Annotated in this window: 14 protein-coding genes; 3 read left to right on the top strand and 11 right to left on the bottom strand. The window is 73.3% G+C overall.

All coding sequences use genetic code 11. The features are described 5' to 3' along the window. Window positions 1–25: 25 nt before the first annotated feature. Window positions 26–886, bottom strand: a complete 861-nt coding sequence (panB, locus tag ACQEVM_RS27620) for a 3-methyl-2-oxobutanoate hydroxymethyltransferase (protein ID WP_433083407.1) — start codon at window positions 884–886, stop codon at window positions 26–28. Between the two features lie 298 nt (window positions 887–1,184). On the opposite strand from panB, the gene ACQEVM_RS27615 reads away from it, so the two are divergent. After that, window positions 1,185–2,213 (top strand): endonuclease/exonuclease/phosphatase family protein, encoded by a 1,029-nt coding sequence (locus ACQEVM_RS27615; protein ID WP_433083405.1) that lies wholly within the window; start codon window positions 1,185–1,187, stop codon window positions 2,211–2,213. Window positions 2,214–2,302: 89 nt separating this feature from the next. Here ACQEVM_RS27615 and ACQEVM_RS27610 read toward each other — a convergent pair whose 3' ends face one another. From ACQEVM_RS27610 to ACQEVM_RS27595, 4 genes are all read right to left on the bottom strand, one after another. Further along, a complete protein-coding gene (locus ACQEVM_RS27610) occupies window positions 2,303–4,057 on the bottom strand; it encodes an NAD+ synthase (RefSeq protein ID WP_433083403.1) in 1,755 nt (584 codons plus the stop codon). A 70-nt stretch (window positions 4,058–4,127) separates the two neighbouring features. Further along, complete coding sequence (locus ACQEVM_RS27605) at window positions 4,128–5,429, bottom strand: DUF4352 domain-containing protein (RefSeq protein WP_433083401.1); 1,302 nt, start codon at window positions 5,427–5,429, stop codon at window positions 4,128–4,130. Between the two features lie 227 nt (window positions 5,430–5,656). Further along, complete coding sequence (locus ACQEVM_RS27600) at window positions 5,657–7,267, bottom strand: multicopper oxidase family protein (RefSeq protein WP_433083399.1); 1,611 nt, start codon at window positions 7,265–7,267, stop codon at window positions 5,657–5,659. 96 nt (window positions 7,268–7,363) lie between these two features. Next, complete coding sequence (locus ACQEVM_RS27595) at window positions 7,364–7,846, bottom strand: hypothetical protein (protein ID WP_433083397.1); 483 nt, start codon at window positions 7,844–7,846, stop codon at window positions 7,364–7,366. Between the two features lie 103 nt (window positions 7,847–7,949). Here ACQEVM_RS27595 and ACQEVM_RS27590 point away from each other — a divergent pair, with 103 nt between their 5' ends. Then, complete coding sequence (locus tag ACQEVM_RS27590; RefSeq protein WP_433083395.1) at window positions 7,950–8,651, top strand: DUF998 domain-containing protein; 702 nt, start codon at window positions 7,950–7,952, stop codon at window positions 8,649–8,651. 119 nt (window positions 8,652–8,770) lie between these two features. After that, window positions 8,771–9,724, top strand: coding sequence for an alpha/beta fold hydrolase (locus tag ACQEVM_RS27585; protein WP_433085411.1), 954 nt, complete (start codon window positions 8,771–8,773; stop codon window positions 9,722–9,724). Window positions 9,725–9,745: 21 nt separating this feature from the next. On the opposite strand, the gene ACQEVM_RS27580 is transcribed toward ACQEVM_RS27585, so the two are convergent. The 6 genes from ACQEVM_RS27580 to ACQEVM_RS27555 form a co-directional block, all read right to left on the bottom strand. After that, window positions 9,746–10,156, bottom strand: coding sequence for a VOC family protein (locus ACQEVM_RS27580; RefSeq protein WP_433083393.1), 411 nt, complete (start codon window positions 10,154–10,156; stop codon window positions 9,746–9,748). 10 nt (window positions 10,157–10,166) lie between these two features. Beyond that, window positions 10,167–10,607 carry a helix-turn-helix transcriptional regulator gene (locus ACQEVM_RS27575; RefSeq protein WP_433083391.1) on the bottom strand — a complete coding sequence of 147 codons (441 nt, stop codon included), beginning with the start codon at window positions 10,605–10,607 and terminating at the stop codon, window positions 10,167–10,169. Between the two features lie 115 nt (window positions 10,608–10,722). Then, entirely contained in the window at window positions 10,723–11,142 is a 420-nt protein-coding gene (locus ACQEVM_RS27570) for a CBS domain-containing protein (protein WP_351382353.1), read from the bottom strand. Between the two features lie 144 nt (window positions 11,143–11,286). Further along, the gene (locus ACQEVM_RS27565; protein WP_433085409.1) at window positions 11,287–12,015 is read right to left on the bottom strand and encodes a DUF305 domain-containing protein; all 729 of its coding nucleotides are present in this window, start codon (window positions 12,013–12,015) and stop codon (window positions 11,287–11,289) included. A gap of 5 nt (window positions 12,016–12,020) precedes the next feature. Next, on the bottom strand, window positions 12,021–12,674 hold the full coding sequence (locus ACQEVM_RS27560) for a DUF3105 domain-containing protein (RefSeq protein ID WP_433083389.1): 654 nt from the start codon (window positions 12,672–12,674) through the stop codon (window positions 12,021–12,023). A 72-nt stretch (window positions 12,675–12,746) separates the two neighbouring features. Then, on the bottom strand, window positions 12,747–13,145 hold the full coding sequence (locus ACQEVM_RS27555; RefSeq protein WP_433083387.1) for a hypothetical protein: 399 nt from the start codon (window positions 13,143–13,145) through the stop codon (window positions 12,747–12,749). Between the last annotated feature and the right edge of the window lie 19 nt (window positions 13,146–13,164).

Here is a 13,164-nt window from a genome sequence, read left to right as displayed (position 1 = left end):
CGTCGACGGGCCGGGGGCCGCAGGCCTAGTGGAAAGCGTGCTCGGCCTGCGGGAACGTCCCGCCGACCACGTCCTGAGCGAACGCCTTCGCCGCGTCGCCCATGGTCTGCCGCAGGTTCGCGTACTGCTTGACGAACTTCGGCATCTTCCCGCCGGTCAGGCCCATCATGTCCGTCCACACCAGCACCTGGGCGTCGCACTCCGACCCGGCGCCGATGCCGACCGTCGGGATGTGCAGCGACCGGGTGACCTCGGCGGCCAGCTCCGCCGGCACCAGCTCCAGCACCACCGCGAAGGCGCCCGCGTCCTGCGCCGCCTTCGCGTCCCGCAGCAACTGGTGCGCGGCCTCGTCACTGCGGCCCTGCACCCGGTAGCCCATGGCGTTCACGGACTGCGGGGTCAGACCCAGGTGGGACATGACCGGGATGCCGGACTGCACGATCAGCTCGGTCTGGGCCAGCGAACGCTCGCCGCCCTCCAGCTTCACCGCGCCGACCCCGGCCTCCTTGACCAGCCGCGTCGCACTGCGCAGCGCCTGCACGGCGCCTTCCTGGTAGGACCCGAACGGCAGGTCGCCGATGATCAGGGCACGGCTCGTGCCGCGCACGACGGCCGCCGAGAGCACGGTCATCTCGTCCATCGTCACGGGGACGGTGGTCTCGTAGCCGAGGTGACAGTTGCCCATCGAGTCGCCGACGAGCATGACCGGAATCCCGGCCTCGTCGAACACGGACGCGGTCATCGCGTCGTAGGCGGTGAGCATCGGCCACTTCTCGCCGCGCTCCTTGGCCAGGGCCAGGTCGCGGATGGTGATGCGGCGCGTTCCCGTGCCCCCGTACAGGGTGGGGCCGGAGGTCTCGCGGGCAGGCGAAACGACATGCGTCATGGCTACTGCTCCTTGTGTCATCTCGAGGCGCCCTCACGGCGTCCCCGGACTCACCCACCATGGTGGCACTCGTCGGCCCCGACACGGAAGTGGCGCGATGACCGGTCCGTCACACTCATGGCCCCTCCCGGGACGCGCCACGCCCAATGTGCGCGTTTCGTGACAAGCGGAACCCCGACCGCACGGCCGTTCGTCCTCACGGTGGTACGGCCGGCAAGGACGGCACGGATCTGCTTCGAACATCGCCTAGGGTCAAGGGGCGGGGACGGAGCGCGAGCACGGCAGCGAGGGCAGTGGAATGGCACAGGCGTACATGACGGAGACGGGAAACGGCGGCTCGGAGCCCGAGCCCTCCCGATCCGGTCTCCGACGCCGACTGGCCGACCTGCGCCGAGACCGGGGAATCTGGCGCCGGGGACTCGTCACCGCGGGCATCGCCGCACTGATCTCACTCGTGATGATCTTCCACGCCGATCTGCCGAACGACGTGGGCAACCTCGGCAGCCTCACCGAGACCTTCCTGCCCTGGCTGGGCCTGGCCGTGCCGGTCCTGCTCGTCACCGCCGTGATCCGCAAGTCGGCGACCGCCCTGCTGTCGATACTGTTGACCGCCGCGGTCTGGGCGAACCTGTTCGGTGGCCTGGTCACCGACAAGTCCGGCGGCGGCGGCAACCTGATGGTCGTCACCCACAACGTGGACGCCGACAACACCGACCCGCGCGGCACCGCCGAATCCGTCGCCGGCTCCGGCGCCGACGTGCTCGCGCTGACGGAGCTCAAGTCCGGCGTCGTCCCCGTCTACGAGAAGGCCCTGGCCGGCGTGTACAAGTACCACGCCGTCGAGGGCACGGTCGGCGTGTGGAGCAAGTACCCGCTGTCCTCCAGCGCCCCCGTCGACATCAAGATGGGCTGGACCCGGGCCATGCGCACCACCGTGGACACCGCCCACGGCCAGGTCGCCGTGTTCGTCGCCCACCTCCCCTCGGTCCGGGTGAAGCTCAACGCCGGATTCACGGCCAACCAGCGCGACAACAGCGCCGACGCGCTCGGCGCCGCCCTGGCCTCCGAACCGCTGAAGAAGGTCGTCCTGCTCGGCGACCTCAACGGCACCATGAACGACCGGGCCCTGTCCGAGGTCACGTCCCAGATGCGCTCCACCCAGGGCGCGGCGGGCGACGGCTTCGGCTTCAGCTGGCCCGCCCAGTTCCCGATGGCCCGCATCGACCAGATCATGGTGCGCGGAATCGTCCCCGACGCCTCCTGGACCCTGTCGCGCACCGGCAGCGACCACCTCCCGGTCGCGGCACGGATGACCGTCAAGGACTGACGCGACAGGCGCCCGACGTGCGACAGGGGGCCGGGGCCGCTTCGCGAAGCGGCCCCGGCCCCGGCCCCCTGTCGCACCCGTCCCGCCGGCTACGTGCGCTCGCGCCAGCCGTTCGTGATCGGCAGTCGACGGTCCTTGCCGAAGCCCTTCGCGGAGATCTTGGTACCCGGCGGGTACTGGCGGCGCTTGTACTCCGCCGTGTCCACCATCCGCAGCGTCCGGGCGACCAGCTCGGCGTCGAAGCCGGCGGCGACGATCGAGTCCAGGCCCTGGTCGCGGTCCACGTACATCGCCAGGATCGAGTCCAGCACCGGATAGTCCGGCAGCGAGTCCGTGTCGACCTGGCCCGGTCGCAGCTCGGCGCTCGGCGGCTTCACGATCGAGTTCTCCGGGATCGGCGGGGTCTCGCCCCGCTCGGCGGCGGCCCGGTTGCGGTACCGCGCGAGACGGAAGACGTCGGACTTGTAGACGTCCTTGATCGGTCCGTAGGCCCCGACCGAGTCGCCGTACAGGGTGGAGTAACCGACGGCCAGCTCCGACTTGTTGCCCGGGGCCAGCACGATGTGGCCCTCCTGGTTCGACAGCGCCATCAACAGCGTGCCGCGCAGGCGCGACTGGAGGTTCTCCTCGGCCAGGCCGGTCAGCCCCAGGGACCCCATGTAGGCGTCGAACATCGGCTCGATCGAAACCGTCCGGAAGTTCAGGCCGGTCCGTTCGGCCAGATCGGCCGCATCGCCCCTGGAGTGGTCCGAGGAGTACTTGGAGGGCATCGACACGCCGTACACGTTCTGCGCGCCGATCGCGTCGCAGGCGACGGCGGCCACGAGTGCCGAGTCGATACCGCCCGAGAGCCCGATCAGGACCGAGCGGAACCCGTTCTTCAGGACGTACGCGCGCAGTCCCACGACCAGCGCGTCGTAGACCTCCTCGTCGTCGTCGAGGCGGTCGGCGTAGCCGCCGGGCACGACCGGCTCGTACGTCCGCACCGGCTCCTCGGAGAGGATCACGCGGTCGATCCGCAGCCCGTCGTCGACGACGCCCTCCGGGGCGTCGGCGCGGGCGGCCGGCAGGTCAAGGTCGACCAGCACGCAGCCCTCCGAGAACTGCGGGGCGCGGGCGACGACCTCGCCGGCGGCGTCCACGACGATGGAGTCGCCGTCGAAGACCAGCTCGTCCTGGCCGCCGATCATCGCCAGGTAGGCGAGGGTGCAGCCGGCCTCCCGGGCTCGCTTGCGGACCAGTTCGAGGCGCTGGTCGTCCTTGTCGCGCTCGTAGGGGGAGGCGTTGATCGACACCAGCAGGCCGGCCGCGGCGGAGCGGGTGGCGGGGACCCGGCCACCGTCCTGCCAGAGGTCCTCGCAGATCGCCAGGGCCACGTCCACGCCCCGTACCCGGATCACCGGCTGGGTGTCGCCCGGCACGAAGTACCGGAACTCGTCGAAGACCCCGTAGTTGGGCAGGTGGTGCTTGGCGAAGCGGAGGACGACCCGCCCCCCGTGCAGCACGGCGGCGGCGTTCTCCGGGGAACCCGCCGGACGGCCGAGGCGGGGAGTGGCCCGCTCCGTGCGGTCCAGGTACCCGACGATCACCGGCAGCTCGCCGAGGCCCTCGGCGGCCAGCCGCTCGGCGAGTTCGCGCAGCGCCGTGCGGGAGGCCTCGACGAAGGAGCCGCGCAGGGCGAGGTCCTCGACCGGGTACCCGGTGAGCATCATCTCCGGGAACGCCACCAGGTGGGCCCCCTGCTCCGCGGAGTGCCGCGTCCAGTGGACGACGGAGTCGGCGTTTGCGGTGATCTCGCCGACGTGCGAGTCGATCTGATTCAGAGCGAGGCGAAGTTGAGGCACGGGCCCAGTGTAATCGTCTTTCTGACGCGATGTCCTGGAGCCCGGCCTGTTCTTCGTTCCCGGGAGCGGATCAGCCGACCGGTCCGGCGAACTTCACGGGGTCGAGCAGGATTCCGGGGGCGATCTCCGCCCGGATGCTCTTGACGCCCTTCGGCACCTCGTAGGCGGCGCTCCCGGTGGCGGTCGCGCCCGGTGCCACGGTGCCCGAGATCGTCTTGGGCATGTATCCGTCGAAGACGGACTCGGCGGCGCGTCCCTGCTCGTCCGTGACGTCGGGCTGGGAGTAGAACACCACGACGGGCTTCTTCGACGTGTTGGTGATCGTGATGTCGAACCTCACCGCGTTGCCGATGTCCGCGAACGCGCTCTTGGAGGTGTACTCGACGGGCGCGGACAGGGACACCTTCAGGCCGTTCGCGTACGTGTGGCTCTCCCCGAAGGCCAGCGGGGTACTGAAACCCGGACCGGTGGTCGGCTCGTCGCCGGGCAGGCCGTACGGGGAGGAGAAGGACGGCGTGGGGTACGGCTTGTCCCACGAGCGGCTCGGCCGGCTGTCCACGGCCTTGTCGACCTCGTCGGCGACCTTGACGGTGAAGTAGAAACCGGCGACCGACGCCAACAGGCTGAGCACGCCGAGGATCGTGCCCCACAGCGACATCGTCTTGCGGGGCGCGCCCCGGGAGGCGCTGACCATGGCCGCGATGCCGATGCCGAGACCGGTCATGCCGATGAGCGTGCCGATCCAGAAGAGGAACGGGGTGAGCGCCGCCGGAACGGCGATGAGGCCGAGCACCAGCGAGGCGACGGCCATGCCGTTGCTCTTCTCCTGGGCGACCCCGGGGTATCCGGGGTAGCCGGGGTAGCCCGGGTAACCGGGAGGGACCCCGTATCCGGGCGGACCCGCGTATCCGCCGGGCCCGGCGGGCGGCGGCCCGGCGAAGCCCTGGCCGGCGGGCGCGCTCCAGGGGTTGGCGGGGTCGGCGGGGGTCTGCGGCCCGGGCGCGGGGGCGCCGAAGGCGCCGGCCGGCGGGCCGGGAGTGAGCGGTGCGAAGCCAGACGGCGCCGGCGGGGCGGTGACCGCAGGAGCGGTCGGGGCGGGCGCCGGCGGGGCGTCGACGGGCTCGGGCGCCGGGGCATCGGCGGGCGTGGGTCCCTTCGCGAGGGACGGGCCCGGCGTGGCTGCGGGTTCCTTCGCGAGGGACGGGCCCGGTGCGGGTGCGGGTTCCTTCGCGAGGTTCGGGCCCGGTGCGGAGGCCGTGCTCGGCGTGCTCGGCGGCGGGACCGGTGCGGGCGCCGCCTCGGGTATGGGCGTCCCCGCGGGCTCCGTCGGCGGACCGGTCGGGCTGCTGGGCGGGTTCGGGGGCGTGCTCATGCCTGGGGGCGTCCTTCGGGGCGTGGCGGCGATGACCCCCCACCCTGCCACGGGCCCCGACCCCCTCCAACCCGATTCCGTCTCCCGGCCGGTGGGCCGGGAGACGGAACGACGCTCACCCGAGGGGCTCTTGCCCGATCCCGCCCCCGGACCGCCTGCGAATGAGACGACCCAGGCCCTGTCGTCGAAGTCTCGCCTGGCCCGCGGCGCCACTTCGACGACAGGACCTAGCGGCGGTAGCCCAGCACCGTCATCATCCCGGCCTCGGCGTGGTACACGTTGTGGCAATGCACCATCCACAGACCGGGGTTGTCGGCGTCGAACTCCGCCGTGAGGGTCCCGTTCGGCAGGATGACGGCGGTGTCCTTGCGGGCCCCGCCCGGCTTCGCGCCGAGGGCGAAGGTGTGCCCGTGCAGGTGCAGCGGGTGCCACATCGTCGTGGAGTTGGTGAACTCCAGCCGGACCCGTTCGCCCGCCGTCACCGGATGCCGCCGGTCCGGCGCGTACGGCTTGCCGTCGAAGGCCCAGTCGTACGCCGCCATGCCGCCCGTGAGCCGGATCCTGATCGTGCGGTCCGCCGCCCGGGAGGCCGGTACGGCCGGTTCGGCGGCCCGCAGCGCGTCCGCCGTCAACGGCCGACCGGCCAGTTCCGCGGGCCGGGTCGCGGCGGTCGGCGGCGCCCCCGCGCCCGTGCGGAGCACCGCGAGCGCCGAGGCGTCGGCGCCCTTGCCCTCCGCGAGCGCGGTCAGCGGGAAGACCCCGTCGCCAGCGGTGACCAGGACGTCGTACCGCTCGCCCATGCCCAACAGCAGCGAGCGGGCCTTGGCGTGCTCCACCGGGAAGCCGTCGGTGTGGGTGACCGTCAGTTCGTGCCCGCCGAGGGCGATCCGGTAGGCCGTGTCCCCGCCCGCGTTCACGATCCGCAGCCGGATCCGGTCCCCGGGCCGGGCGGTGAAGACCGACGGGTCCTGCGCCACCCGGCCGTTGACCAGGTGGTACGGGTAGGCGACGTCGCCCGCGTCCTTGCCGAGGACGTCGCTGTCCCCGCCCATCAGGACCCGGGACGGGCCGGCGCCGGCGTCGGGGGTCGGCATCGGGGCGGAGCCGTGTCCGGCGTGACCGCCCGCACCGGCGCCGCCGCCCATGCCCTTGCGGAGTTCGGCGAGGACACCGTCCGGGGTCGACCCGTCCACACCGTCGAGCCAGTCGTCCAGGACGACCACCCACTCCTTGTCGTACGCGAGGGGCTCCCCGGGGTCCTCGACGATCAACGGGGCGTACAGGCCGCGGTCCTGCTGGACCCCCGAGTGCGGGTGGAACCAGTACGTCCCCGGGTGCGGGACGGCGAACTCGTACCGGAACGAGCCGCCCGGGGCGACGTCCCGCTGCGTTAGCCCCGGGACCCCGTCCATGTCGTTGCGCAGGGCCAGTCCGTGCCAGTGCAGGGACGTGGCCTGCGGGAGGTTGTTGGCCAGTGTCAGGGCGAGGGTGCCGCCCGCGGTGACCCGGACCTCCTGACCCGGCAGCCGGTCGCCGTACGCCCAGGAGCGGACGGTGCGCCCGCCGCCCAGGTCGAGCGTGCCCGCGGTGGCGGTGACGCGGACCTCGGTGCGCGGGCCGGCCGCCCCCCGGGCGGCCTCCGCGGCCCGGACCTCCGGGCCGGCCGGGTCGACGTAGCCGTCGGGGGAGCCGGCGGAGGCGCCGCCGGGGTTGGTCGCATCGTGGTTCATGGAGCCGTGGTCCGTGGCCGGGCCGCCGGAGCAGGCGGCGAGCAGCCCCGAGCCGGCGACGGCGAGTCCGGTGCCGAGGACGGCACGGCGGGTGGGGAGGGAGCGCATGGGAGTACCTCGCGGTGTGGCGATACGAGTGGATGGGCGCCGAGCGCCGCCGCCCCCACCGCCGTTCGGGCAGGCGGGGGCGCGGCGGGGCCCGCCCTATACGCGCAGTACCGCCAGCCGGAGCAGGAGTTCCCGGGGCGCCGGCGGATCCGGCCCCGCCGGGAAGCGTGCCGCCGCGCCGGGGTCGGCCTCCGGGCGCGCGGGGTGGTGCCGTGCCGAGCGGCCGAGTGCGAGGAGCACCAGTGCGGCCAGGACGGCCAGGCACACGGACATCGGGTCCATGGCGGGTCCGGGCGCCGGCCCGGCCTGGGGCAGCCCGGCGGGCTGAAGGGCCGAGGCCGTCGCGAGGTCCGAGGCCGTCGGGGCCCGCGGCGGCGCCGCCGGGGCGGCGTGGGACGACGCGGGGTGATGTGCCACACCCGCGTCCGCGCGGGCAACGGAGCGGCCGACGGCCGCGTCCTCCCCGGTGTGGGAATCGGCCGGATGGCCCCACGTGTGCATCGTGACGATTCCCAGCAGCAGAACGGCGAGCAGCGGCAACCGGGGCCACCGGGCGGCTCGTCGGGCGCTGCGCGTCATGAACGGAACCCTACCCGGGGTGGGTATCCGACCGTCGGACCGGCCTCGTACCCGATGAGGACCCCGTATGAGGACCCCGCACCTGCTTAGGATCAGTCGCACCATGTCCAGACAAGACCCGTCCGCGCGCAGCGCCCTGCCGGTCGCCGTCCTCATCGGACTCGGCGCCGCCGCCTACACCGCGTGGGTGCTCGAAGTCGTGCTCTCGACCGGCCTCAACCCCATCGAGACGTACGTCAGCGAACTCGCCGCACAGGACCAGCCCCTCGGCGGCCTCTTCCGAGCCACCGACTTCACCGCCGGCCTCCTCGTCTTCGCGGGGGGCCTGCTCGCCCTCCTGCGCCTCGCGCGGTACGCGGACTCCCGTCGGGCCTGGGCCGTCATCGGCTGGGCCGGCGTCACCCTCTTCGGCGCGGCCACCGCCGCCGACGCCTGGCTGCCGCTGAGCTGCCAACCCACCGTGGACCCCGAATGCGCCGCCCGGGAGACCGCCGGACTGGTACCGGCCACCCACCAGGCGCACGCCGTCAGCAGCAGCCTCGCCATGACCGGTGCCCTCGTCGGGGTCGTGGCCCTGACCGTCGCCGCCCGCCGCTACGGCCGGCTCGCGCCGCTCGCCCGGTACGGGCCCGCGCTCGTCGCCCTGGAACTGCTCGCCACCGCCTGGACCCTGACCGCCATCGCCATGTTCACCGCCGGCCGCGGCACCTGGGCGCTCGGAGCCGGCCAGCGGCTCCAGGTGCTGATCGTCGCGCTCTGGCTCGCCCTGCTGGCGTACTCCGTGCACAAGGAGCGTCGTACTTGAGCCCGACCCACGAGGAGCGCCCGTACGTGAGGCCGTCCACGAGCCCGTCCACCCCCTGGGTGAGCCCGTCCACGAGCCCGTCCACGCCGTCCGCGGGCGCGCGCGGGGGGCGGCGCGGTCTGTTCGTCCGCCCGGCCGGCGGTGACGGCGTCGTCCTGCACGCCGTCGTCGAGGGCAGCGGGCCCGTCGTCGTCCTCAGCGCCGGACTCGCCATGGCCTGGTTCGACTGGGACCCCGTCGCGGAACTGCTCGCCGCCCGGGGCCGGACCGTCGTCACCTTCGACCGCCCCGGACACGGACTGAGCGGCCCGGCGCCCGCGCCCGCGACCGCCGCCGGGGAGGCCCACCGGATCGCCGGGCTGCTGGACGCGCTGGGCCCGTACGTCTCGGGAGCCGGGGCGGGGGCCGGTGCCCCGGGTACCGGCGTCCCGCATGCCGGGACCGGGCCGGTCACCGTCGTGGGGCACTCCATCGCCGGGTTCCACGTCGAGGCCTTCGCCCGCCTGTACCCGGAGCGGACCGCCGCCGTCGTCCTCCTCGACGCCAGCGTGGAGGAGGACCCCCGTACGGTCCTGCCCGCCGCGCTGCGGCACGGCGCCGCCCGCGCGCTCGGCCGCGCCGTGACCGCCGTCGGACTGCCGGCCGCGCTCGGCCCGGCCGCCCGCCGGAGCGTCGTGCGGGCGTCGCGGGTCGGCGGGGGCGACCCGGCCGCACGGGACCTCGTACGCCGCTGCTACCGCACGGGCCGGGTCTGGCGCGGGGCCCTGCTGGAGAACGCCGGGTACCTCGACGCCGCCGCGGAGGTCCTCGCGCTGGGGGAGACGCACCCGCTGACCGTGCCGGCCACCGTGCTCGCCGGACACGACGGCACCGACGGGCGCGGGGCCCTGCGGTGGCTCGACCGACAGGCGGGGCTGGCCGACCGGCTCGGAGCCCGCCTCGACGTCGCGGAACCGGCCGGGCACCTGGTCATGATGGATCGCCCGCACCAGGTGGCGCGGGCGATCCTCGACGCGGCGGATCCGGACCGGGCGGAGCCGGACCGGGCCCCTTCCGACGACTCCGGCTCCTGACCGGCCGCCCCGGCCCCGGGATCAGCCCTTGGGGGCCTGCGAGATCCGCACCATGTTCCCCGAGGGGTCCCGGAAGGCGCAGTCGCGCGGCCCCCAGGGCTGGTCGATGGGCTCCTGGAGCACCTCGGCGCCGGACGCCCGCAGCTTCTCGAAGGTCGCGTCGAGGTCCCCGGCACGGAAGACGGTCATCGGCAGGAGCCCCTTGGTGAGCAGTTCCTGGAGGGCGTCCCCGTCGGCCTGGGAGCGGCCCGCGTGCGGTTCCGAGAGCACGATCTCCAGGTCCGGCTGGTCATCGCTGCCGAGGGTGACCCAGCGGAACCCGCCCGAGGCGACGTCGTTGCGCGACTTCAGGCCGAGGGCGTCGCGGTAGAACGCGAGCGCCTCGTCCACGTCGTTGACGGTGATGTGGCAGTACTGGAGTGAGATGGTCATGCGATCCACGCTAGGGCGCGGGGTCGCGGACCGCTTCTCCGTTCCTGCTCGGCAGCTCCCGGATCGGCCGCGTCATCAGTTTCGCCACGCACGCGGGCATCGCCGAGACGGCCTCGTGCCCCCGGGCGCGGTACGCGCTCGGGGTCTCTCCCACCAGCTCGGTGAACCGCGAACTGAACGAGCCGAGCGAGGTACAGCCGACCTCCATGCACGCGTCCGTGACGCTCGCCCCCGCGCGCAGCAGGGCCATGGCGCGCTCGATGCGGCGGGTCATCAGGTAGCTGTAGGGCGTTTCGCCGTACGCCGCGCGGAACCGGCGCGAGAAGTGCGCCGGAGACATGAGCGCGTGTCGGGCCATCGTCGGCACGTCGAGAGGACGGGCGTACTCCCGGTCGATCAGATCCCGCGCCCGGCGCAGGTGCGCGAGGTCGGCGAGGTCCCGGGAATCCATGGAAGCGACAGTACACCGGCCCCCGGGAACGTCCCTGACCTGCGAGGACGAGCCGAGGGGCAGCCTGCGCGGGGCAGTCGTCGAAGGGGTGCGCGGGGCGGTTCCACGCCGGTCGCTACCGGCCGGCGTAGACCCGCTCGGCCCACGTCGCGATCTGCTCGTCGGAGAGGTGCTTCGCCAGATCGGCCTCGCTGATCATCCCGACCAGCTTCTTCTCCCGGATCACGGGAAGCCGCTTGATCTGGTGGCTCTGCATCTCCTCCAGCACCTCGGAGACGTCCGCGCCCGCCTCGATCCAGCGCGGGGTGCCCTGCGCCAGGTCGCCGCACGTGATCTTCGAGGGGTCGTGGCCCTTGGCGACGCATCCCACCACGATGTCGCGGTCGGTCAGGATGCCGCAGAGCCGTTCCTCGGTGTCGCTGATGGGCAGGGCGCCCACGTTGAGCCGCGCCATCAGCTGGGCCGCCCGGTCCAGTGTCTCGGTGGCGGGGATCCACTGGGCCCCGGGGTGCATGATCTCGCCGGCGGTGGTCATCGCGTCAACCTCCTGAGCGCGCCGTGACGAGGCGGGCGCGGGGGCGTCCGCCCCGGCGTCCTCGCCCTCCGCGTGGCCCCGCACCGGCGGAGCACGCCCGTACGGGTGAGAGGTCGCCTCCCACCACCGTACGAGCGTGGCCCGTCAACCGCGCGGCGCGGCCCCGCGTCGCTTCAGCATGTCCGCCATCAGCGTGAGTTCCGACTGCTGTGCCTCGACCATGCCCTCGGCCAGCTTCCGCTCCGCCGGGGTCTCGCACAGCGCGGCGCAGCCTCGGGCCATGGCGACGCCGCCCTTGTGGTGATCGGTCATCAACTGGAGGTACAGCACCTCCGCGTCACGGCCCGAGACCGCCCCGAGCCTCGTCAGCTCCTCCTTGGTCGCCATGCCGGGCATCAGCGCGCCGGGCTTGGCGGCGCCCATGCCGTGACCGCTCATGTCGTGACCGGCCGTGTCGTGACCGGACGTGCCGCCGTGGCCGGCGTGCCCGTCACCCGATTCCTCGGCGCCCATCCAGGACATCGGCGGCTCGTCCGCGAGCACCTTCGGCAGCCCCCACAGATCCAACCAACCCAGCATCATCCCGCGCTGGTTGGCCTGCGTGTTGGCGATGTCGTAGGCGAGGCTGCGCACCGCCTCGTCCTCGGTGCGGTCGCGGACGATGAAGGACATCTCGACCGCCTGCTGGTGGTGCACCGACATGTCCCGGGCGAAGCCCGCGTCCGGCGAGTACAGCGCCGGCGCGCGGGAGGACGTACCGTCGCGGTCGCCGTCGCCCCCGCTCGCGGTGGCCACCGTGGCGCCCACCGCGAACAGCACGGCGAGGACGACGGCCGCACCGGACACCCAGTACGTCCGGTGCGCGCCGTTCACGCGGGTCACTTGTCGGCCAGTCCGTTGGTGCAGGCCGCGCCCGGTTCGGGGGTCTGCGGGCCCTGCACGTACTTGGTGAAGAACTGCGCCACCCGCGGGTCGTCCGCCTTCTCCACCGTCAACTGCTTGCCCCACGCGCTGAGCATGATCGCGCCGGCCTGCTCCTTGACCGGGCTCATCATCGTGTACGGGGTCTTGCCGACCTTCGCGGCGAGCGTGTCCACGTCGGCCTTGGCGGCCTTCTCGTTGTACGTCACCCAGACGGCGCCGTGCTCCAGCGAGTGGACGGCGTTCACCTGCGGCAACGGGTTCGCGTAGACGTCACCGTCGCAGTTGGTCCAGCGGGGGTGGTGGTCGCCGCCGACCGGCGGGTTCATCTCGTACTTCACGACCGTCTCGACGTGGTTGCGACCCAGCTTCTTGGCGTCCCAGGTCTGCTCGCCGCTCACCGGCGCCTTGCGGGTCGCCTCGGCGTCCTTCTCCTTCTGCTTCTGACCGAGCAGCACCCACGAGCCGAAGCCCACGAGCGCCGCCACGACGGCCGTGGAGGCGGTGATCGCGATGATCTTGTTGCGTCTGTCGCGCGCCTTGTCCGCCCGGCGCATCTCGGCTATGCGCGCCTGGCGGTCGTTCTGGTCCGGGGAGGTCCTGCTGGCCATGTGCCCTGGTTCCTTCTGCTGAGGGGGGTGGAGGGGGTGTCCGTCGTGCCGCGTTGCTCGGCACCGGACCCGTCAGGTCCGCAGTACCTGGAGAACGTGCAGGTCGGGGGCGCGCGCCAATGTCCCGGGCGGGCGGGCCGGCCCGGCGTACGCGAGGTCCGCGACGGCCGTGGACCCCGTCCGCGCCACGGTCACGGCGGGCGGCGGCGCGGGCAGCACCGCCGGGGTCACATGGGAGTGCGGGGCGCAGCCCGGAAGCTCGTACGGGGCCACGCAGACGGCGTGCGGCGCGCCCGGCGCGCCATGGGCCGCGAGCCGGGCGTGTCCCTGGCCGGGGCCGGCGTGTTCCAGGCCGGGCCGCCCGCAGAGGAACACGGCGCCGCACAGCACCCCGAACGCGAGCAGCAGCACGGCACGCCGAGCGGCGGGGGCGCCGTGGCCCCCGTGTTTCCCGTGCTTCCAGCCCCCCATGGGCGCAGATGGTAATGCT

Source organism: Streptomyces sp. CA-243310, from assembly GCF_050936775.1.
Classification (GTDB): Bacteria; Actinomycetota; Actinomycetes; order Streptomycetales; family Streptomycetaceae; genus Streptomyces.
The sequence above is the reverse complement of the archived record's forward strand: the minus strand, read 5'-3'. Positions and strand labels throughout refer to the sequence as shown.